Source organism: Nocardia sp. CA-120079 (genome assembly GCF_050955745.1).
Classification (GTDB): Bacteria; Actinomycetota; Actinomycetes; order Mycobacteriales; family Mycobacteriaceae; genus Nocardia.
The window spans coordinates 4,807,777-4,829,654 of record NZ_CP192088.1 but is presented as its reverse complement, the minus strand read 5'-3'; the positions used below and the strand labels follow the sequence as shown (position 1 = coordinate 4,829,654).

Below are 21,878 nucleotides of genomic sequence, written 5' to 3'. Positions count from 1 at the left end.
CGGATTCAGTAAGAATCCGGATTTAGTCAGTGGGCCTGCCACCGCAGAAATAAGAATTGCAGCGCAATCGCGAAGGAGATAATCATGAGCTTTGCCTCGCCGTTTCCGGATGTCGATATACCCGACCAAACCGTCTACGATTACCTTTTCGCCGCTATCACCGAATCCGAACTCGACCGGTCCGCACTGATCGACGGCACCTCGGGGGCGGTCACCACATACAGGACCCTTCTCGATCAGATCAACGGCGTGGCCAGAGCACTCGTGGCCCGTGGTCTCGATGTCGGCGATGTCGTCGGTCTGCACTCACCGAACAACCCGGCGTTTGCCTCGGTGTTCCACGGCATTCTGCGTGCGGGTGCGACGGCTACCACCATAAATGCGCTCTACACTGCCGAAGAGATCGCGAAGCAACTGACCGACTCGGGCACGAAATTCCTCTTCACGGTTTCCGCATTGCTCCCGCAAGCCGAGGACGCAGCCAATCGCGCGGGCATTCCCGTCGACCGGTTGATCGTCATCGATGAAGCTCGTGACCATCTGAGTCTGCCCCTCCTACTCGCTGAAGATGCGCCGGAACTCGAAGTGTCGGTCGACCCGGCGACCCATATCGCCGTGCTTCCCTACTCCTCGGGCACCACGGGTAAACCAAAGGGCGTCATACTGACTCACCGCAACCTCGTGGCCAATATTGCGCAAATGGAGTCACGGCTCGGTATCACATCCGACGATGCGATACTGGCGGTGCTGCCGTTCTTCCATATCTACGGTTTGACGATTCTGCTCAATATCGCGCTGAAGCTCCGAGCGCGGTTGGTCACGATGGCGAAGTTCGAACTGAACGAGTTCCTGGGAATTGTGCACGAGCACAGACTCACCTACCTGTTTGTTGCGCCGCCGGTCGCGGTGGCGCTGGCCAAGCACCCGGCCGTCGAACAGTACGATCTGTCCAGCGTTCACACCGTGTTCTCCGGTGCGGCGCCGCTCGACGAGGAACTCGGCAAGTCCGTTGCGAAGCGACTCGACGTCCGTGTGCGCCAGGGCTACGGCATGAGCGAGCTGAGTCCGGCCAGTCACGCGATCCCGTTCGATCGGGAAGACATACCTCTCAGCTCGGTCGGCTTGCCGGTTGCCAATACGGTCAACAAACTGGTGGATCCGGACACTGGCGAGGAGATCGATCCGCCGGCAGCGGGAATGAGCGCGCCCGGCGAGCTGTGGGTCAAGGGGCCCAACGTCATGGCCGGCTACCTCAACAATCCGGATGCCACGGCGGAGACCGTCGACGACGAAGGGTTCCTGCACACCGGTGACATCGCCACCGTCGACTCCAGGGGTGCCGTTTACATCGTCGACAGGCTCAAGGAGCTCATCAAGTACAAGGGCTATCAGGTGCCGCCGGCCGAACTCGAAGCGCTGTTGCTGACCAACCCGAAGATCGCAGACAGCGCGGTCATTGGAGTCATCGACGCCGACAGCGGAGAGGAGATACCGAAAGCTTTCGTGGTGCGCCAGCCCGAGGCGGACCTTACCGCCGACGAGGTCATCGAGTTCGTCGCCGGTCAAGTCGCTCCTCACAAGAAGGTGCGAGCTGTGGAGTTCATCGACGCCATCCCGAAGTCAGCGTCCGGCAAAATCCTTCGCAAGGATCTGCGCGCGCCTGCGACGGCGGAGCCGAATAGAAGGTAGATCATCCGACTCTCGAAGTGGCCGCAGGTCCCGGCGAAGTCAGTCTCGTCGAGAGCGGGCGCGGACCACGGTAGTCCGGGTTCGCTTCGCCCATCACATGCCAGCAGCGCCGAAACACGCTGTGAACGAGGCAGCCCCGTTCACAGCGCGTTTCGGGCCATCGACTCACCGCCGACGATTACGAGGTGCAGCACCTAGGCTGCGTCCCCTGTCGATTCCGGTGAGATCCTGAATCTGGCAAGGTCGAAACATACTGAACGAGTTCGACTTAGCACTGTTACTGGCGGCCTAGCCCCAATACCAGTGACTTAAGGCTGTTTGGGTCTGGCTGTTGCGTTGGCTAGCGATGTGGTTGATGCCGTGCGCCAGTGTGGGGCGATGGTGACTGCTTCGATCGGATTCGGTTGTCGTGGAACAGGTTTGCGGTGTTTGTCGCGTTTGACCTTGAAGCCCGACATTTTGCGTTTGACGACGCGGGGGTTGGTTCGTCCGCGTCTGGGTGGCAGCAGGTGACGGGCGATCTCGCGCAGGCCCTCGGCCAATGCTCTGGCCAGGTCGTCAGGGGGAAAAACCCGCCTGCGCGCTCACCTGGCGGCGCGCGAGGCGGATGCTGCGGGTGAACGATAACCGGTCGGCGTCGATACGGGCAGCGTCGGCGGTGTCGTGCATCAGGGTGCGAATGGCGTAGTGCACCAGCAGGTGTCCCCAGATCTCCTGCTCGACACCCTCGGGCGAACGCGACCGCAGCACTTGCGCGGGTCCGCGCTGGTGGGTCTTCAACTCATCGAGTGCGGTCTCGATCTCCCAGCGCTCGTGATACAACGCGGCCAGCTCGGTCGCCGGGGCCGCGGCGGGATCCAGGATCGTGGTGATCAACCGGTAGGGCGCCTCCTGCTGCGGGAATCCCGGCCCCTCGAGGGTGTACTCGATAACCCGTACCCTCGTCGGATCGGCGCGTTTGCGGTGATCTTTCGCCTCCACGATCTCCGACAGATACGAGCCGTCGCCCAACTCCTCGACCACCGGCAGGACGAGGTGGGATCGTATGCGCCACAACAGATCCGCACCACCAGCGCACGCCGCCCGCCACAGCTGCATACCGGTGAAACCACGGTCGGCCAACAACAGATCGCCAGACCTCAGATGCCCGAACAGCCCACGGGCCAGGACCGGTTCAGCGGTCGTGAACGACCCCAGAGCCGCCGCAGTGATCGCATGCGTGCCGCACTCGGCCAGAGCCACCATCCGCACCTGCGGATACGCGCACCGCTCAGTGCGATGGGTCTTCGGACGCCCGAAACACTCCGCGTTCTCGGCACTGTCGGGGACATCGAAGGTGGTGCCGTCCACCGCGACCAGCCGCCAACCCCGATACCAGCCACCCGGGGTCGATTCGGTCGCCAACGGCCGCGCGACCTCGGCGAACAACGCCTTCAACGGCGCCGGACCCAGCTTCACCCGCGCCCGCGAGATCGCCGCCGTGGTCGGCACCTGCCACGACCCCGACCAGCGCTTGGCCCACACCAAACCCTGCGTGAGCAGCCGCGCAACCTCCTCATAGCCCTGACCGGAAAACAAGCACATCGCCAGCACGAAATACACCACCACACGCGGCGGCAGCAACCGCGTCCGCTGCCCCGCCCGCCCGCAATCGGCCACCACCCGATCCACCAACTCCGGCGGAAACGTCCTCGTCAACAACCCGACCGCGATACGGTCAGACAACCGCTCATCCGTCTCCGTCTTGACCTGCCCAGGCCGCGGCATACACACCTCCCGGGCACAGAACCTACCAGCACACAAACCTTAAGTCACTGGTATTGGGCCTAGCCCTGTTGCCACGCCGTCGACCAACCGGCGCATCTGGGGTCCAATCCTTGTCGTAAGCTGTATACATCACGATGTTCGCACGGAGGAGGGGTATGGCCCGGGTAGCCAGCAAGAACGAGTCGATCTACGAGCGCATGAAGCAGGACATCGAGTCGTTACGGCTGAAGCCTGGTGCGAAACTGAGCGAGGTGCATCTCGCCGAGGAGTACGAGGCGTCACGGACACCTGTGCGGGACGCGATCCGGCGGCTTGCACGCGAGGGTTTGGTCGACTTCGTTCCCGGTGAGGTGGCCCGGGTGGCGAGTATCTCGCTGGGCGGGGTCCGTGCGCTGTTCGATTTCCGGATGTTGCTCGAACCGAATGCCGTGGCATCGGTGGCATCGGCGGGAGCAGCCGATGATCGGGTGCTCGCACCTTTTCGCGGTCTTCTGGAGCGGCTGGACAAGTTCGATGCGGATTTCCGCAGCTCGAGTGTAACGGCCCAAGCCCGGAACTACCAGAACTTCTACGATCTCACCGAGGGGTTCGACCAGGCGGTGATCGCTGCGTGCCGAAACCCGTATCTTGCCCGCACGATCGCCGATCTGCGCGGACAAACGGTGCGGTTGCGCGCACTATCGCACAGTGGGCCGCAACGGATGCTGGTATCGGTGGAGGAGCATCGGGCGATGCTGCAGGCGGTCGTCCACGGTGATGCACAGGCCGCCGAGGCGGCGTGCCGACATCACCTGGCGCAGACGCTACGCGCGTTGGTGAACAGTCTGACCGACCTCGGATCGCGGTCGGGGGGCGACCTGCAGTTGCACGACGCAGTCTGAAAGCCGAACGAACAAACACTCTGGCGCTCTTGCACATCCTGCTGTATACATTGAGAAATACAGCTCCGCTCGAGTAAGGACGTCGACAATGCCTGTGACCGTCGGTGCGGCCGATCTGCTGCAGTTCACCACTGCGGCGACCGAGCACTTTGGTGTCCCCGCAGGCGATGCTCAGGTGCTAGCCGAGACACTGGTGACCGCCGAGTTGTGGGGGCATCCGTCCCACGGTGTACTGCGTTTACCCTGGTACCTGGATCGTCTTCGGTCCGGCGCGACCAGGTCGGCTGCAGCGCCGCAGATCGCGGCCGATCTTGGCGCGGTGGTGGTGGTGGACGGCCGCGACGGTTTGGGTCAGGTGGTGGCCGCGCATGCGGTGGAGTTGGGGGTCGACCGTGCCCATCGCCACGGAGTGAGCGCAGTCGCGGTCCGCAACTCCGGCCATTTCGGAACGGCGGCGTATTTCACCCGCCGGGCCGCCGAGCGGGGGTGTGCGGCGATCTTGATGACGAACGCAAGCCCGGCGATGGCGCCTTGGGGTGGGCGGGAAAAACGGGTGGGCACCAATCCGTGGTCGATCGCGGCGCCTGGTGGTCCGGGTGGCGTAGTGGTGATGGATATCGCGAACACGGCTGTGGCGCGCGGAAAGATCTATCACGCACGGGAACGCGGCGAGTCGATCCCCGCAGGGTGGGCTGCGGATGCGGATGGTGTGGCGACGACCGATCCCCAGCGGGCAGTGGAGGGACTGATTCTGCCGATGGCCGGTCACAAGGGATACGCCATCGCTTTCATGATGGATATCCTCGCCGGTGTGCTGACCGGCAGTAGTTTCGGCACATCCGTCGTCGGCCCGTATCGTCCGGAGGGCAGCAGCGGCGTCGGCCACCTGCTCGTCTGCCTCGACGTCGCGGCGATCGCAGACCCCGTCGAGTACCACCGTCGGCTCGACCTGCTGATCAGCCAAGTGAAGGACACGCCAACCGCACCGGGAGTGGACGAGGTCCTGATCCCCGGCGAGCCCGAGGACCGCACCGCCGAACGCCTTCGCGCCGAAGGCATCACGATTATCGACGAGACCTGGCACGCGCTGGCAACGATCGCCGCTGAAACCGCAGTGCCGCTGCCCCAGCCGATTTCAACCCAGGAGATCTCCGCATGATCACACTTACCGTCTCCCTGCAGGTCACGCCGGGTTACCGCGACGAATTTCTCGCAGCCATCGAGCAGAATGCCCGGAGTTCCTTCACCGACGAACCCGGTTGCCGTTATTTCGATGTCGTGTGCGATCTCGACGACGACCTGCACTTCGTATTCCACGAGGTGTACGACGACGAAGAGGCTGTCGCCGCGCACCGCGCCGCCCCCCATTTCAAGCTCTGGCGCGAGGCCGTCAGCAAGTATGTCGTGCCCGGCAGCCAGGTCAACACTCTCTCACGCCGGTTGTTCCACCATTCGTAACATTCTCTTCCAGAACGGATTTCGCCTTATGTGCCCCGAACCTGCAGCACCCAGTCTGCTCATCCGACCCGATTCCGTGGAAACGTTCGACCGTGGCGGCGGCGTCACGACTATTCCCTACGTCGGCAAGTGGAACTCCGAGACCGCGGGGATCACCACTGGGCAGACCGTTTTCCAACCCGGCACCGGACTGCCGCTACACAGCCACAATGTCGAGGAATCCGTGCTGATCCTCGATGGCGAAGCGACCGCGGAGATCGACGGCCAGCAGTTCGATCTCAACCCCGGCCAGGCAACCTGGGTGCCGGCCGGAATCCCGCACCGATTCTTCAACCGCGGAACCGGAATCATGCGCATCTACTGGATCTACGGCGGCCGCGACGTCACCCGGACCATCACCGCTACCGGCGAAACATTCGAACACCTCTCCGTGCACGACAAAGGCGGCGCACCGACGGCCTAACCAGCCCGACGAACAACATCGTCGGCAGCGCACTGTTCGGCGGGGAGTACACACACCCGCCTGCCGACTCACTGTCGACACTAATTAGTACAGTAAAAAATTTCTCTTTGTATACCGATTATACTTCCGCGAAAGGATCGCGAGATGCCGAGCGTCAGAACGCCCGCAACGAAGCGTGGCGTCGGATACTGGCTGCGCCAGCTCTGGGTTCAGGTACTGATCGGCGTAGTCGCCGGGATTGTCGTCGGCGTGCTGTGGCCCGGCACCGCAGTCCGAATGCAGCTGCTCAGTGACGTGTTCGTCAAATTGATGACGATGATCGTCGCGCCGGTCGTGTTCTGCGCGGTCACGCTGGGCGTGGGAAAAGTCGACAGCTTGGGCCGGGTCGGGCGCGTCGGCGTGAAGTCGCTGATCTACTTCGTCGTGCTGACCGGATTGTGCATGGGTGTGGGTCTCGCCGTCGGCAACCTGCTGCACCCCGGGACAGGAATGCACGTCGATGCGGCGTCGCTCAGCACCACGAACCTCCCGAAGGCAGCGACCACCAGCCACATAGACCTGCCACACTTCGTGCTATCGGTCATCCCGACAACGATGTTCAGCTCTGTCACCGAGGGTGAAATCCTGCCCGTGCTGCTGGTATCGATCTTGTTCGGTGTAGCGATCAAGGCGGTTGGCCCGGCTGCCGACGGGATCCTGCTCGGGGTGGAAAACCTGTCGAAGATCGTCTACAAGATCGTCGGCTGGGTCATGCGCACCGCCCCGCTCGGCGCATTCGGCGGTCTCGCGCTTACCGTCGGGAAATATGGCATCGGAACGCTGCATCAACTGCTGATTCTGATCGCGATCTTCACCGTCACCTGCCTCGTCTTCATCTTGGTCGTGTTCGGCGGGCTACTGCGCCTGACGGGGTTGAGCCTGTTCAAGCTGTGCCGGTACCTGAAGGAAGAACTTCTGATCGTGCTGGCCACCTGCTCCAGCGAAGCTGTACTGCCTCGCATGATGACCAAAATGGAAAACCTCGGCGTGTCCCGTTCCGTAGTTGGTCTCACCCTGCCCGCCGGATACTCGTTCAACCTTGACGGCACGGCCATCTACCTCACTCTTTCGACACTGTTCCTGGCGCAGGCCCTCGGGATCGATCTGTCGCTCGGCACGCAACTGGGGGTGCTCGGTGTCATGATGCTCACCAGCAAAGGCGCCGCCGGCGTACCGGGCGGCGCGTTCGTGGTTCTCGCCAGCAGCCTCTCCGTCGTCGGCCACGTCCCCGTCGCCGCACTGACGCTCATCGTCGGCATCGACCGCTTCCTGAACGAGGGCCGCATCCTCACCACCGTGCTCGGCAATGCGGTTGCCACCATCTTCATCGCGAAATGGGAAGGCGAATTCGATTCGAGCCAGGCGCAGCAGGTCCTCTCAGGCACCGAAAAAGTTTCTGCCGCAGCCTGATCCACCGCCCATCCACCGACCCGAAGCGAGACACCATGATCGAGCCCATTACCACGGTCAATCCGGCCACGGGCATCACCATCGCCGCCCACCCGGCCCTGACCACCGATCAGATCGAGGACTGCCTGGCGAACACCCACGCCACAGCTAGACACTGGGCTGCAACGCCTTTGAGCGATCGACTGGCGGCTTTGCGCTCCCTGGCAACGGCTTTGCGCGCCGACAAAGACACCTACGCCTCAATGATCACCCGGGAAATGGGCAAACCGATCGCGGAAGCGACCGCGGAGATCGAGAAATGTGCTGTCACAGCCGACTACTATGCCGACCACGCCGGTCATATGCTCGCCGACGAACCGGTGAATATGGGCGGCAGTGAGACGCGGGCTTGGGTAGCCTACGAGCCGGCCGGTGTCGTGCTGGCTGTGATGCCGTGGAATTTCCCGTTCTGGCAGGTCATGCGATTCGCGGTGCCTACCTTGGCCGCGGGCAACGGAGTAGTGCTCAAGCACTCCCCGAATGTCACCGGGTGTGCGCTGGCCATCGAAGAGCTGTTGCGGCGGTCGGGCTTTCCCGAAGGGTTGCTCACTGCGCTGGTTGTCGCGGAGCCGGAGGTGCCAGCCACGATCGAGCACCTCGTCGGTGACGATCGAATCGCGGCCGTCACTCTCACCGGCAGCAACCGTGCAGGTGCTGCTGTCGGAGCCGCCGCCGGGCGGAGAGTGAAGAAGGCGGTGCTCGAGCTGGGCGGATCCGATCCTTTCATCGTTCTCGACGATGCGGACCTCGACGCTGCCACAACAGCCGCGGTGAAGGCCCGCTTCACCAACTGCGGCCAGAGTTGTGTGTGTGCCAAACGGCTCCTGGTCGCGGATTCGGTCGCCGATCAATTCACCCGCCTCTTCGTGGACAAAACCCGAGACCTCGTGGTGGGTGACCCTAACGACCCGACCACCCAGGTCGGACCTCTGGCTCGCGCCGATTTACGCATACAGGTGGACGATCAAGTCGTACGGTCGGTGGCACAGGGAGCGCGCCTGCTCACTGGAGGCCAGTCGATCGACAAGCCGGGATACTTCTATGAGCCGACCGTCCTGTCCGAGGTCCGGCCCGGCATGGCGGTATTCGACGAGGAGACTTTCGGGCCGGTCGCTGCGATTTCCAGCGCAGCGACCGATGCCGATCTCGCGCAGCTGGCCGACACGAGTCCCTACGGACTGGGCCTGAGCGTGTGGACCGCAGACCCGCAGCGGGCAGTTGCGTTGGCCCGCAGGATCACCTCGGGAGCCGTTTTCGTCAACGCGATCGTCGCCTCCGATCCGCGCCTACCGTTCGGCGGAACCAAACACAGCGGGTACGGCAGGGAACTCGCCACCGCAGGGCTGCGCGAGTTCACCACCATCCGCAGCTACTGGGTACAGCAATGACGAACTGGTATGCATACATCGGGTCGCGCACCACTGCGGAACGACAGGGACGCGGGACCGGCCTCAGCGTCCAGCACATCGACAGCACCACAGGGCGATGGACACACCTGCAGGACATCGAACTGATCAATCCGTCCTACCTGTGCTTTGGTCCCGGACAGCGTCATTTGTACGTCACCCATGGCGATCGCTCGGAAGTCAGTGCTTTCTCCATCGACGACCGCTCCGGCACTTTGGCGCTCCTCGGGACCGTCCCTTGCGGCGGTACGAACCCGGTACACCTCGTCGCCGCCGATGAGTTCACACTTGTCGTCGCCAACTACGCCACCGGCTCGGTGGCTCTGATCGCCATCAACCCCGACGGATCCCTGGCTGGTGGACCGCACCATCTGCTGAATCTGGCCGACCAGGGCGAGAGCTCGAAATCGCATCCACACCAGGTACTTCCCGATCCGCTGTCCGGTCTGATCATCGTGCCGGACAAGGGTGCCGACACGGTGTTTCTCCTCGAGCTCCATCCGGCGCATTCGGCGGTCGCCGCGAAGATCGCCGCCAGCGCCGGTGCGGGACCGCGGCATGCCCTCCTGCACCCACGACTTGACCGCGTGTACGTGGCGAACGAACTCGACAGCACCGTCACTACCTATGAATTCGACCGCGCGCGAACAGAATTGACGCCGCTGCAAACCCTGCCGACCGTGCCGCTGTCGGCCGCCGAGCCAAACAGCGCTGCTGGGATAGTCGGTGCCTTCGACCTGCGTTTCCTCTACGTGTCCAACCGCGGACACAACAGCGTCGCCTGCTACTCCGTCGACCGGGGCACCGGTCTGCTCACCGCGGCCGGGTGGACGGCGACCGGCGGAGAATGCCCCCGGTTCATAACCCTCGGCCCTACCGGGACGGACCTCTACGCAACGAACGAACGCAGCGACACCATCGTCGCGCTCACCATTGACCCCGAAACCGGCACCCTGAAACGCCAATCCTGCGCAGTAAGCACGGGCAGTCCGGTGTGTGTGCTGTTCAGACCCGCAACGCACCACTAGCAATCCGCAGCCCACACGGCGCCGAGTACAAGGAAGTCCGGCCCCTCATGACAACGATCCAGCTCGTATCCCTGCTCGTACTCGCTGGGATGCTCACCATCTCTATCTGGCGAAAGATCAATATCGGAGCCCTCGGTTACGCCGCCACGCTGGTCGTGGCGCTACTCTCGGGGCGCGACGCCACCACCACTTTCAGCGCCTTCCCGGCCAGCCTCGTCATTCTCATCATCGGCGTCACTATGCTGTTCGCGCACGCCGAACGCAGTGGGGCGATCTCCTGGCTGATCGACACGGCCATGCGTCCGGTCGGGCAGCGACATTGGATCATTCCCTGGATCGGCTTCGCCGCGGGCGCTGCCCTCTCCACCATCGGTGCCTTCCCAACAGCACCGATAAGTCTGCTACTCCCCATCCTGGCGCGCCTGGCGAAAACCTACCGGATGAACTACCTCACGCTCGCGATCATCTGCGTCTGGGCCGCTAATGCCGCTGGACTGTCCCCGCTCAGCCCCGCCGGCGCACTGGTACAAACCATCGGCCGACAACACCACATCGACTACTCCCCGTGGCAGCTCTACGGCATCGTCGTGGTACTGCATGCAGTCCTCGCCGCTGTTCTGCTGCTCGTACAGGCCCGGATGCATCCGCGACGATCCGCTCAATCCCCCAGTCTCGCCGACGAACCCGATACCGAACCCGTCGCCGACAGCCCGCACCTCGACGCTTACTCGGTGGCCTCATTGATCTCGCTCGCGGTGCTGGTCATCGCGGCGATAGCCTTCAAACTCGACATCGGGCTCACAGCATTTGTCCTCGCACTCCTGCTCCAGCTGGCATTTCGTCCGTCCGAACGGGAAATCCTCACCCGAGTGCCGTGGCCGGTAGTACTCCTGCTCTCCGGCCTGGTGGTATACCTCGGGCTACTGGACAAAATCGGCACTCTGCGCAGTATCGAAGACACCATCGGCCACATCACAAGCCCTGCTTTGCTACTGATCCTCCTCGCCTACGTCACAGCGATCGTCGCCAACGCCGAATCCTCCACGCTGGTCGTCCTCGGCGTCATGGTTCCGATAGGACTCGGCGTCGCGGGCGGTTCGCACACAGCCGCCTTCGCTGTCCTAGTGACCGTGGTGATGTCCGCGGCGGTGGTCGCTATCAGCCCTGTTCACATCGGCGGCGCTCTGATTGTTGGCAACGCCGCGATTCCCGAGCAGCAACGCACATTCCGCACGATCTTGATCATCGCCGGCATCGCGGCCGCAATAGTTCCTGCCCTTCTCGTCCTCTACCCGATCGCTGTCGGTCTCTAAGCAGGCGCAAGCCGGTATCTTCCTGGCAGGCAATGGTCTCGACCCGTCGTTGTGCTCCAACAGCGCATACGAGGCCACGGTCGCTGGGTAGCACCAACAGACACCGATGCGGTGACGCGTGAGTGCTGGGAAACAGCGGACCTCGATCTCGTTCCGATCTGCCGCGCCTTACGGTTCGGCAGTGAGGACTGACGCCTGCGAGAATCGACGGCGCGACGGCGTTCGGCGCGATCAGCTCGAACTGCCACCAGTGTTTTGGCTCCGCCGATGGTGTGCCGCGAGTGACCGCCTCGATCGCCGAACCCGTCCGTAACGACGCGCCGCTGTGGACAAGATTTAAAGCTTGCATGCTAGCACTTGAGTGCTGGAGATCCCTCGGCTAGCGTAGAACGCTAGCATTCCAGTTGCAGAACTTCATGGAGCTCAACCCGCGCACCACAGCTGTTGTGGCGTTCCGTTGCCAGGCGGCGATCTGGGGCCACGAATGCAATTCGTGACGACTGGGATCATCACATTCGCCGCCGCTACGCGCACATCACAAAGGGCGTCATTATGACTGCAGCCGAATTCGAACGCCGCTATAAAGATGGCGTTGACCCGGCACAAGGTGACTATCCGAGACTTGGATACCGCCGCACCGTCGAGAACGGCCTCATCATCGAAAGAGACGTGGCCGTGCCGATGCGCGACAACGTCAACATCTTCGTCGACCTATTCCGCCCCGACGGCGATCGGCCGGTCGCTCCGCTTATCGCGTGGAGCGCGTACGGCAAGCATTCCCCGCAGAAAATGGAAAACTTTCCCGTCGATACGGGCGTGCCCGCCGGCAAGCTCTCGGATTACACAGCTTTCGAGGCGCCCGACCCAACCTACTGGTGCCCGGCTGGCTACGCCGTCATATTTGTCGACCCGCGCGGCACTTGGGGGTCAGAAGGTGTCGCCGAGTCGTTGTGCGGCATCGAGGAGGCCGATGACTGCCACGATCTCATCGAGTGGGCAGGCACTCAGCCGTGGAGCAACGGCAAGGTCGGCATGGCTGGCGCGTCCTACCTAGCCGTCATGCAGTGGCTCACCGCGGCCACCCGGCCGCCACATCTGGCAGCAATTAACCCCTGGGAGGGATTCAGCGACTTCTACCGCGATGTGGCATTCCATGGCGGAATTCCCGAGACCCAATTTCTGCCCTGGTGGCAACAGGGGGTCCTGTTCTCCAAGTCCAAAGTCGAAGACACGATCGCGATGCGGGATCAGCACCCGCTCTTCGACGCGTACTGGGAGACCAAGCGCGGCAATTGGGCCAACATCCACGTTCCCGCATACGTCGTTGCCAGCTGGTCGGACCACGGACTGCACACCCGCGGCACCATCGAGGCCTATAAGGCCTTGGGCTCAGAACACAAGTGGCTCGACATTCACGGCCGCAAGAAGTGGGGATACTTCTACGACGACCAGTCCATCGCCCGGCAGCGCGCCTTCTTCGACCACTTTCTACTGAACAAGGAAACCGACGTCACCGCATGGCCTCCGGTGCGTCTCGAGGTTCGCGACCGCTACTACGTCGGCGAGATAAGAAGCGAACAGTCTTGGCCCCTTCCGGATATCGACTTCAAGTCGCTGTATCTCGACGCTTCTACCAGAACACTGACAACCACACCGGTCGCGACCGCGGCACGTGCCTCCTACGACTCTCAGGACGAGGCGGACAATCTCGTATTCGGGCACACCTTCGAGACCGACACCGAGCTGATCGGCAACATCAAGCTGAAGCTGTGGGTGGAGGCCGAGGGCTCTGATGACATGGACTTGTTCGTGGCTCTGCAGAAGTTCGACTCCAACGGCACCCCGGTGCATTTCCCATTCTTCTCCATTTGGGAGAACGGCAACGTCGCGCTCGGATGGCTGCGGGTCTCCCACCGCGAGCTCGACGAGGAGCGCTCCAGGCCCGAGCAGCCATGGCTACTGCATCGTCGTGAGAAGAAGCTCACCCCGGGCGAGGTCGTGCCGGTCGAGATCGAGGTGCTACCGTCGGGGACCTTATTCCACGCGGGCGAGAAGCTGCAGCTTGTCATTCAAGGCATCGACATCAACAAGTACCCGGCCGGTACGCCGACTCAACGGCATCACTCAGACCGCAACCGAGGGCTGCACATCGTCTACGCCGGTGGCCGCTACGACTCCCATCTCCTCATACCTTTCCGCTTGAATCCTCGGCGTGGAAGCGGAGTGGCTGAGGGTGCGGTCGACGGAGCTAAGTCCAACCAAACCTTAGACGGGTGACCAACATCGAGTAGAGAGTGCGGCAGTACGCGTCGGGTTCCATCGATGCGCTCGCGGGTGGGCAAGTGAGGGCAACTCATCCCGCGCATCCACCGCCCAGGACCGCCGCTGGTGCTATGCGGACGTTCTCGCCGATTCTGGGGTCGGCGTCTACGAGTCTGGTCGCTGGCGAGTCCTTTTCGATCGAGTCCGACCAAGCCGTCGGCCAGGTGCTGCTCGACCGGTCGGTCCACCGCGATCTTCGCGGTCAACGACAACACCGCGATCGGTGTAATGGCCGCAGCCACCGCGTTTGGCTTGCGCATGCCCGAGGATCTTGCGCTCGTCGGCTACAACGACATTCCCATCGTCAGCAGGCTCCCGGTGCCGCTGACCACGGTTCGCGTTCCGTTCGCGCAAATCGCCACGGGCGCAATCGAACTGCTGGCCGACCGGGATGTTGATGAAACCTCGCGGACCTTAGTGGTGACTCCCATGGTCATTTCCTGCGGAAGTTCCGGAGCGTGGCGCTTGGTCATGACAACCATGAATCTGGACAGATGTGCATAGTTGGCATCGGTCTTTCCAGCCAGTGTGTGGCATCGTTGCCACCTATGTGCGGACAATCGTCCAGACGATAGGCTTTTCGGGTGCCCGCCCGTCCCGCGAAACATCGCGAAAGCAGTCAAGCCCGCCGGGCGAAGCTCCTTGACGCCGCTATTGAAATCATCGCGGATTCAGGGGTCAGTGGGGCCACCCACCGGGCGATTGCCACGCGGGCGGGTGTTCCGCTGTCGACAACGAGTTACTTCTTCGCTTCGTTGGATGAATTGATCGCCGCGGCATTGCAATTGGTTGCCGAGCGGATTGTCGCTCGCGCCCAGGCCACCATCGAGGAGATCGGGAAGACCGGCCTTTCACCGGAGGACGCGATCGATCGTTTTGTCGAGCGCCAACTGGAGGTTCCACGAACAGAGGCTGTCGCCCAGTTCGAGCTCTATCTCGAATGCGCTCGCCGTCCAGAGCTGCAGGCTAGCGCGCATCAGGTCATGGCCAACGTCGAACGGGTCGCCGAGTCTGCGTTGCGTACCCTCGGTATTGCTCGGCCTGCCGAGCGGGCACCTGTTGTCGTCGCTCTCATGGACGGGCTCGACCTGCACCGCCAGGCATGGCCCCGCGGCGAGGCCGACCGCAGGGTCATGCGCGAGGCACTGCTCGGCCAGTTCCGTACGTTTACCGCCGAAGACACGGCGACTCGCCGGGAAATCGAAGGCGTATGAGGGGAATCGGCGGATCCGGATCGATGTAGGCGGGCTGCCACCGATGTTGAAGCCCCGGTCCCCGGGGCGGCAGCTTCGACCCAGATGCCCGAATCGAAACTCCGTTGAGCACACTCTGCCGTGGCTCTGACCTAAGCAGAGATCGCGGCGCGCAGTGTTTGCGAGCCGGTTTCCGTTCGCCGGATTGACGATTCGGAGCGTCGCGGCATCGTTGCTCACGAGCCCACCGCGACCGACGCCTGCGACGGTCGCGCTGGAGGCGGGTTGCCCGTTGCCCGCCATCCCATGTCGGACACCACTTTTCGCAGGTACTTCAGCAGTGTTGTGCTGTTGACGTACCCCTTGTGCCGGGGTGATCCGTCGAATTTGATCCCGCCGGAAAGGTCGGGGCGGTCGTAGCGGATCATGTGCGCGAATCGCGCAGCGTTGGGCGACTTCTGGAGCGAGTCGTCGATGAAGCCTGCGATCATCTGGGCGTGCAGGTCGAACAACGGGTACGCGCCTGCGTTGGTTTCCACGTAGCCGACTCCGAACAGTCCGGCGTGCTCGCGGGAGAACGCCGAAAGATACAGGTCGGGATGCTGCTCGTCGCTAAGGTACTTCTGGGCGTACGGCACTTTGTGGACGAAGCCGGTGGCCATGACGATCACATCGAATCGCTCTCGGGATCCATCGGTGAAGACGACGGTCTCGCCGTGAGCGTGCGCAATGCCGGGCTTGGCGATGATATCGCCATGTTGCAGATAGGGCAGTAGCAATGAAGTCAGTGTCGGATGGGTCTCGAAGAGCTTGTGGTCGGGCTTCTGCAACCCGAGTCGTCGCGGATCGCCGTTCACCAGGCGCAGGAGTGCCCCGAACAGCAATTGTTCGAACCACATCGGCAACGAAGGACCACCGGACGCTATCGTATCGACCGGACGGCCGAACAAGTGTTTCGGAATGAACCAGTATCCGCGGCGCATGCTGATCACCGAGCGCTCAGCGACCCGCGCGGCGTCGCACGCGATATCGGCAGCGGAGTTTCCGCCGCCCACCACGAGCACTCGTTTACCGGTCAGCTCCCCCGCGCTCCGATAGTCCATTGAATGCCGGATGTCACCCGTGAAACCGGGGACCTCAGGGATGTTCGGGTACCACTGGGAACCAGTAGCCATCACTACGTACCGGTGACGGCTACTGCTGCCGTCGACGCGGCTTACCGTCCAGGTTTCGTCCGCATGCTGTTCGATCCCGGTGACCTCGACGCCGAACTCGATCCGTTCGGTCAGACCGTACGCCTCGGCGAATGAATGGAGGTATTCGAGGATGTGTCGATGTGAGGGATAATCGGCGAACGATTCCGGCATCGGATAACCGCCGAACTCCGACTCAGTTTTGCTGGAGTTGAAATGGGCCGACTCGTACATCGGCGTTCCAGGAGCATCGATGTCCCAGATTCCGCCGACTCCGTGGTTCCGCTCGAGGTGGGTGTAGGACAGATTTCGCTCGCGCAGTGCGCGCGCCACGGCAAGGCCGCCCGGTCCCGCCCCGATAATGCAGATGTCGCTTGCGATCTCGCAAGCGCTCTCGTTGACGGACACATTGGCTGGCTTGCGTGCGGTCATGAATTCACTTCCTTGTCTTCGCCGACGAGGTCGGTGCTCTCAACATTCCGCAACCGCCGGGCGTATGCCTCCATCGCGCAACGGGTCGAACCCGGCAAGCACGACATGCGGCGACGGCAGGCCGTTCAGGTCTTCGGCGAGCAGTAGCGAGCCGCCAGGTTCGCTCGCCCGTCCGAGAGCGGACAGGTAATGACCCTCTGTACCAGCCCATTTGGGCCTCGGGTGAGAAAGAAGCCGTCCGAGAACAGCTGCACACATTGCACTGGATCGGGCAGGGCACCGAGCGTCCGAATCAGCTGCTGCAATCCCTGCTCGGCGAAAGGATCTCGCTTTCTTCCCATGAGGATCGCTCTCGAGTCGCGGAGGTTGACGTCGGCGAGGCTTCAACCGACAGCCAACCGTAAGTCAACTTCGGACAAATGTCCAGACTCTGAAGTAGATAACCAATACAGAAGTTGAAATCAGGCCGTATAGTGGCTTTTCCTCACCTGAGAGCCAGCCTTCGACACTGGAAGACTGTCCGAGTCATCGCTCGAAAGGAGCTTCGATATGGTCGAACCAACCGATTCGCCATTGACTCGCGTGGTTATCCCACCCACGATCGTCACCGGCGTCGTCGAAGTCGGCAAAAGAGAAGGAAGACCCATCACATCGTGGTTCACGGGCACCGGTTTGAACCCCGACGAGCTCGTCAGCTCCAACACCGTCCGAATGTCGTACCGGCAGGCCGCCACGATCCTGCGGCGAGCGATTCGAGCGATGCCGGGCTGGCCCCTCGGCATGCAGGTTGGCACGCGGGATTCGTTGCTGTCTTTCGGCATGGTCGGGATGGCTATGCGGGCGTGCGCCACCGGCGCCGAGGCACTCCAGGTCGCCCTGGAACTGCACCGTGCCAGTGGGAGCCTCGTCGACGCGGCCGCCGAAGTCACCAACGGCCAGGTGACAGTATCGTTGTTCGAACTAGCACCCGACCCCGAACTGACTCCCTTCCTCATCGAGGAAGCACTATGTAGCACAGTCGTTTTCATGCGATCGATGCTCGGCCGCGACCAGTCCCCCACCGTAATAGAACTGAGCTATTCACCACCGGCGTACGTCCGGGAATACGCATACTTCTTTCGGTGCCCGGTGCGATTCGACGCCCCGGCCAACCGTTTACGATTCCCAGCCGAGTTTCTCGAGCGCCGATTCGCGACCCACGATGGCCTCGTCCGCGCCGCTGCCATCGACACGTGTTGGCGCCTACTCGACGCGAGCGATACCGAGCCCAGTATCACCTCTTCTGTTACGGCCCTATTGGATCGTGATTTACGCAATCCGCCTACCATGGCCCAGGTTGCCGAGCAGCTCCATATGACCGAGCGCACGCTGCGCCGCCAACTCCATGCCACCGGTGAGAGCTTCAGCGTCGTACGCGACCGTGTGCGCGAGCGCCGTGCGACCTTCCTCCTACATGAGTCGACGTTGACAATCGAGGGCATCGCTCGCGAGGTGGGATTCTGCGACGCGCGGGAGTTTCGCCGCGCATACCTACGCTGGACGGGTCGGCTGCCGAGCGCAACCAGGCACGACGCCCCGTCGATACCGACGATCGGCACGAGCCGACCGGCAGGGGCCCAGCTTTCGACCGCCAGCGTTTAACGGTCTTTCAAGGATGTCCGTGGTGCTGCCGGTCCTTCGCGCCGTGCCTGGCGGCGAGCAGTCGCCGCTGCTGCTTTTTGCCGATGATCTCGACTATAGGCATCACCCACCGCATAAACCGTGGGAAGGCTCCGGCGGCCCGCTGTATGCGCCCGCCTATCGGGGGAAACACCACTTCCACCGGTTTGGTCGCGATCGCGTCGACCACGACCTCGGCGATCCGCTCCGGTTGGTACGGCTTCTCGGCGAACGCCGTGGCCGCGGTCGGGTCGAGCAATTCTTGCTCGAGCATCCGGGTTTTGGTGGACGGCGGGTGAATAATGGTGAAGTCCAGGGGATTTGCCCGCTCTTCCAGCGCCACGCTGTGATGGAATGCCCGGATCGCATGCTTGGTGCCGCCGTAGGTCGCGTAGCCCGCAAGCGGCAGGAACGCACTCATGCTGCAGATTGTGATGAGATGACCGCGACCGTTGCGGGCCATTCGTCCGAGACCCGCGTATACGCCCGCCATGGTGCCGAGCAGATTGATCTCGACCATCTCACGGTGCTGTTCGAACGTGAGATCGCGCGCCTTGCCTGTATGGATGATGCCCGCGTTGTTGATCAACACGTCGACGGTCCCGAATTCGCGTTCAGCGGCATCGAAGGCTTTCTCCCAGGCTGTCCCGTCGCGGACATCCAAGCCGAATCCAGCGGCGCGCGCACCCAGGGCTTCGGCTGCGGCATGGGCGGCGACCTCGTCGATATCGGTGACCAGAACACGGTGGCCGCGGTCGATTGCCGCCCGGGTGATTGCGGCGCCGATGCCGTTCGCCGCGCCGGTCACCAGAATCACCTTGCTGTCCACAGGCTTTGCGTTCATTTCCAACTTCCTGATCCGGACTTCACAGTCGCAGTAGTTCGATACGGCCGCCGTTGAGCTGGCCGGCCTTCACCGGATCGTCCGTGGGCACGGTCGCGGCGAACAACGTCCGGCCGTCACGTCCGGCCACCAGACAGCTCAGCGTCTGCTGGCTGGTAGGAATCCGATCGATGATGCGACCGCCTTCGGCCACCCGAACGCACTCGCCACGCAACGCGTTCGCGACCCAGATCGTCTCGCCATCACTGTCCCACGCGATGCCGTCGGGAGCGATCGGCGACGAGGAGCGTTTCGCGATTTCCGGATGGTCGAGCAGTGCGGACAGCCGACGAGTGACCCGCCCGGCGGTACCGGAGTGATTGACCATCCGCCACAGCAACGCCGAGATCAGTGGAGCCCAGACCCGACGGTTCTCCAACCTGCCGTCGGCACGAACGTCGAAGGCGGTCAACCGCATCGCCAGTGTCTCCGCCACGATCATCGTCCTGCCGTCAGCGCTCAGCACAGTCCCGTTCGGGAACATGACGGGATCGGTCAAGCCGAACCGACTTCCGTCCACCGCGAAGCACGCGATGGGAGCCTGTGGAGGACCCGGCGGGGTGTACAGCATCGAATTCGGTTGCTGACGAACGAAACCGTGGTAGTCGAAACCGAAGTTCCCCACATATGCCCGGCCCTGCGCATCGACGAGCATGTCGTTGACCGGCCCACCGGCCATATCCCGCAGATCCGCGTGCTCGACCAGCTGCCCGTCGGCCTCGAGCCGGTACACGCAGTGTCCGTCCATCGAGACCGCCAGCAATCGGCCGTCGGGGAGCCAGCCGAGACCGCCCGCGCGCCCGGGTACTTTCACGACCGTCTCGACTTCTCCGACCCCGTCCCAGCGGTGCACCGTTCCATGCGCGAGATCCGAAAACCACAATGCGTCATCGTGCCAGCGCAGTGACTCGGGTACTCCAAAACCGCTCAGCACCACAGCAGCTCTTCGTGTCATACGAGGGCGATACCTTCCTGAAACCAACGAAACCCAAACCCGCAGAGGCGATCTGCCGCCCGCGATGTTCGACTTGTGGCGACCGCTCCAACAATCCTTGCTCGAAACCGCAACTCAAATAAGGGCCACCCGCCGGGATGTCCGCTCAGACCCCGCCCCTGTCCGACATTCCCGGTGTGGTCCTGCAAGCTCACTGAAACAGGTCGCCAGCCGTAGGCGTTCCAGCGCCGGTGGCCCGTTCAACGGCCGTAAAGCAGGCGAACCAGCTTCATGATCAACCGATAATTCCTGCTCTTGAACGGCATTTGATGCAGTTCGGACTTGGTCGGGTGCGGATTCAGCATCACCGCTTGCTTGCGTGTGTACTTGCGGATGCCCTCCGCACCGTGGCGCGCGCCGAGGCCGGAACTGCCCCAGCCGCCCATGGGAAGATCCAGCGCCAGGTAGTTGCTCTGCGAGTCGTTGATTGTCACGACACCCGCCCGCAGCTGCGCGCCGACCGCCGAAGCATTCCCGACATCGCCGCCGTAAACCGAAGCCTGCAGTCCGTAGTCGGTGTCGTTCGCCAATCGGATCGCCTCCGCCGCATCACGGACTTTCATGATCGGTATGGTCGGGCCGAAGGTCTCTTTTCGCATGCAGGACATCGAGTGGTCGACGTCTACAAGCACTGTCGGTTCGAAGTAGCGATCGGTGCCGGGTTTGCGCCGACCACCTACCAGCGCCCGTGCCCCTTTATCGATCGCCTCACGAACGTGCTGCTCGACCAGTTCGATCTGCGGCGGAAAGGTCATCGGCCCCACGTCGACTGTGCCCAGGGCGGTGGAGACGCCTTGTCGGATGGCTTGAACTTTGGTCACGACCTTCGCGACGAATTCCTCATATACAGGTTCCTCGACATATACCCGCTCGGTGGACGTGCAGGTCTGTCCGGTGTTCTGCAGTGCGGAGTAAACGGCGAGGTTTGCCGCACGTTCCAAGTCGGCGTCACGCAGCACGATGAGTGGATCCTTGCCGCCCAATTCGAGTGCTACCGGGATCAGTCGATCGCCGGCGCGCGCCGCGATCGTTCGGCCGGTGCGAGTCGAGCCGGTGAACATCACGAAATCGACATGATCGACCAATGCCGCGCCGGTCCGGCCATCCCCGGTGATCACGGTGAAGACACCGTCGGGAACCCCGCAGTCGCGGGCCATTTCGGCCATCAGCAGCGCGGTCAACGGCGTGATCTCGCTCGGCTTCAGCACAACGGCGTTACCCGCCGCCAGTGCCGGAATAGCATCGCCGAACGAATTCAGCAGCGGGTTGTTCCATGGTCCGATGACCCCCACAACACCCACTGGTACGTAGCGCACACTCAGTTTGCGGCCGAGGACGAACGGGGATCTCGAACGAACTTTCTCGTCCGCCAAGTACTTCCGCGCGTTCTTCACCCAGAAAGCGAAGGCGGACATGCAGTAGGCCACTTCGATCACGGCGTCCTCATGCGGCTTGCCGTTCTCCGCCACAATCGAGTCGATGATCCGTTCGCTGTTGCCCATAAACCAGCGACGGCAGCGATCGAGCACAACCGCCCTCGCAGCGAAACCCGCTGCCTGCCAGTTGGGCTGGGCGACACTGGCACGAGCGACTGCCGAGGCGACATCGTCGGGGCCGTGGTTGGGCACCATGCCGATCAGTTCGCCGGTGGCGGGATTCTCGACGGGGATCTCAGCGGTGATAGAGACGGTCACATTCGTTCCTTTCGA

At 62.8% G+C, this 21,878-nt stretch carries 18 protein-coding genes; 13 read left to right on the top strand and 5 right to left on the bottom strand.

Translation table 11 applies throughout. The annotated features are described in order from the left end of the window. Positions 1-84 precede the first annotated feature (84 nt). A complete protein-coding gene (locus tag ACQPYR_RS22190) occupies positions 85-1,689 on the top strand; it encodes an AMP-binding protein (protein ID WP_433620858.1) in 1,605 nt (534 codons plus the stop codon). A gap of 558 nt (positions 1,690-2,247) precedes the next feature. Here ACQPYR_RS22190 and ACQPYR_RS22185 read toward each other — a convergent pair. Beyond that, positions 2,248-3,456: an IS4 family transposase gene (locus ACQPYR_RS22185; RefSeq protein WP_433620857.1), complete on the bottom strand. Its 1,209-nt coding sequence runs from the start codon at positions 3,454-3,456 to the stop codon at positions 2,248-2,250. A 155-nt stretch (positions 3,457-3,611) separates the two neighbouring features. Between ACQPYR_RS22185 and ACQPYR_RS22180 the strand changes: the two genes are divergently transcribed. From ACQPYR_RS22180 to ACQPYR_RS22130, 11 genes are all read left to right on the top strand, one after another. Beyond that, complete coding sequence (locus tag ACQPYR_RS22180; protein WP_433620856.1) at positions 3,612-4,337, top strand: GntR family transcriptional regulator; 726 nt, start codon at positions 3,612-3,614, stop codon at positions 4,335-4,337. An 88-nt stretch (positions 4,338-4,425) separates the two neighbouring features. Next, positions 4,426-5,496 (top strand): Ldh family oxidoreductase, encoded by a 1,071-nt coding sequence (locus ACQPYR_RS22175; RefSeq protein WP_433620855.1) that lies wholly within the window; start codon positions 4,426-4,428, stop codon positions 5,494-5,496. Then, entirely contained in the window at positions 5,493-5,795 is a 303-nt protein-coding gene (locus tag ACQPYR_RS22170; RefSeq protein WP_433620854.1) for a putative quinol monooxygenase, read from the top strand. Before ACQPYR_RS22175 ends, ACQPYR_RS22170 begins: the two co-directional genes overlap by 4 nt. A gap of 76 nt (positions 5,796-5,871) precedes the next feature. Continuing rightward, entirely contained in the window at positions 5,872-6,258 is a 387-nt protein-coding gene (locus ACQPYR_RS22165; RefSeq protein ID WP_433620852.1) for a cupin domain-containing protein, read from the top strand. A 144-nt stretch (positions 6,259-6,402) separates the two neighbouring features. Continuing rightward, positions 6,403-7,707 (top strand): cation:dicarboxylate symporter family transporter, encoded by a 1,305-nt coding sequence (locus ACQPYR_RS22160; protein ID WP_433620851.1) that lies wholly within the window; start codon positions 6,403-6,405, stop codon positions 7,705-7,707. A 35-nt stretch (positions 7,708-7,742) separates the two neighbouring features. After that, on the top strand, positions 7,743-9,134 hold the full coding sequence (locus tag ACQPYR_RS22155) for an aldehyde dehydrogenase family protein (RefSeq protein ID WP_433620850.1): 1,392 nt from the start codon (positions 7,743-7,745) through the stop codon (positions 9,132-9,134). Beyond that, the gene (locus ACQPYR_RS22150; protein ID WP_433620849.1) at positions 9,131-10,180 is read left to right on the top strand and encodes a lactonase family protein; all 1,050 of its coding nucleotides are present in this window, start codon (positions 9,131-9,133) and stop codon (positions 10,178-10,180) included. The genes ACQPYR_RS22155 and ACQPYR_RS22150 overlap by 4 nt, the downstream gene beginning before the upstream one ends. Positions 10,181-10,227: 47 nt before the next feature. Further along, the gene (locus tag ACQPYR_RS22145; RefSeq protein ID WP_433620848.1) at positions 10,228-11,493 is read left to right on the top strand and encodes an SLC13 family permease; all 1,266 of its coding nucleotides are present in this window, start codon (positions 10,228-10,230) and stop codon (positions 11,491-11,493) included. A gap of 552 nt (positions 11,494-12,045) precedes the next feature. Further along, positions 12,046-13,770 (top strand): CocE/NonD family hydrolase, encoded by a 1,725-nt coding sequence (locus ACQPYR_RS22140; RefSeq protein ID WP_433620847.1) that lies wholly within the window; start codon positions 12,046-12,048, stop codon positions 13,768-13,770. 111 nt (positions 13,771-13,881) lie between these two features. Next, the gene (locus ACQPYR_RS22135; RefSeq protein WP_433620846.1) at positions 13,882-14,319 is read left to right on the top strand and encodes a substrate-binding domain-containing protein; all 438 of its coding nucleotides are present in this window, start codon (positions 13,882-13,884) and stop codon (positions 14,317-14,319) included. Positions 14,320-14,399: 80 nt separating this feature from the next. Beyond that, positions 14,400-15,029 (top strand): TetR/AcrR family transcriptional regulator, encoded by a 630-nt coding sequence (locus ACQPYR_RS22130; protein ID WP_433620845.1) that lies wholly within the window; start codon positions 14,400-14,402, stop codon positions 15,027-15,029. A gap of 215 nt (positions 15,030-15,244) precedes the next feature. Here the strand turns inward: ACQPYR_RS22130 and ACQPYR_RS22125 are convergent, their stop codons facing one another. Next, positions 15,245-16,633, bottom strand: a complete 1,389-nt coding sequence (locus ACQPYR_RS22125) for a flavin-containing monooxygenase (RefSeq protein ID WP_433620844.1) — start codon at positions 16,631-16,633, stop codon at positions 15,245-15,247. A gap of 549 nt (positions 16,634-17,182) precedes the next feature. On the opposite strand from ACQPYR_RS22125, the gene ACQPYR_RS22120 reads away from it, so the two are divergent. Further along, positions 17,183-18,274 carry an AraC family transcriptional regulator gene (locus ACQPYR_RS22120; RefSeq protein WP_433620843.1) on the top strand — a complete coding sequence of 364 codons (1,092 nt, stop codon included), beginning with the start codon at positions 17,183-17,185 and terminating at the stop codon, positions 18,272-18,274. A 7-nt stretch (positions 18,275-18,281) separates the two neighbouring features. Here the strand turns inward: ACQPYR_RS22120 and ACQPYR_RS22115 are convergent, their stop codons facing one another. The 3 genes from ACQPYR_RS22115 to ACQPYR_RS22105 all read right to left on the bottom strand — a co-directional run bounded on the left by ACQPYR_RS22115 (position 18,282) and on the right by ACQPYR_RS22105 (position 21,863). Continuing rightward, positions 18,282-19,136: an SDR family NAD(P)-dependent oxidoreductase gene (locus ACQPYR_RS22115; RefSeq protein ID WP_433620842.1), complete on the bottom strand. Its 855-nt coding sequence runs from the start codon at positions 19,134-19,136 to the stop codon at positions 18,282-18,284. Positions 19,137-19,158: 22 nt separating this feature from the next. Beyond that, entirely contained in the window at positions 19,159-20,130 is a 972-nt protein-coding gene (locus ACQPYR_RS22110; RefSeq protein WP_433620841.1) for an SMP-30/gluconolactonase/LRE family protein, read from the bottom strand. 239 nt (positions 20,131-20,369) lie between these two features. Then, on the bottom strand, positions 20,370-21,863 hold the full coding sequence (locus tag ACQPYR_RS22105) for an aldehyde dehydrogenase family protein (RefSeq protein ID WP_433620840.1): 1,494 nt from the start codon (positions 21,861-21,863) through the stop codon (positions 20,370-20,372). Between the last annotated feature and the right edge of the window lie 15 nt (positions 21,864-21,878).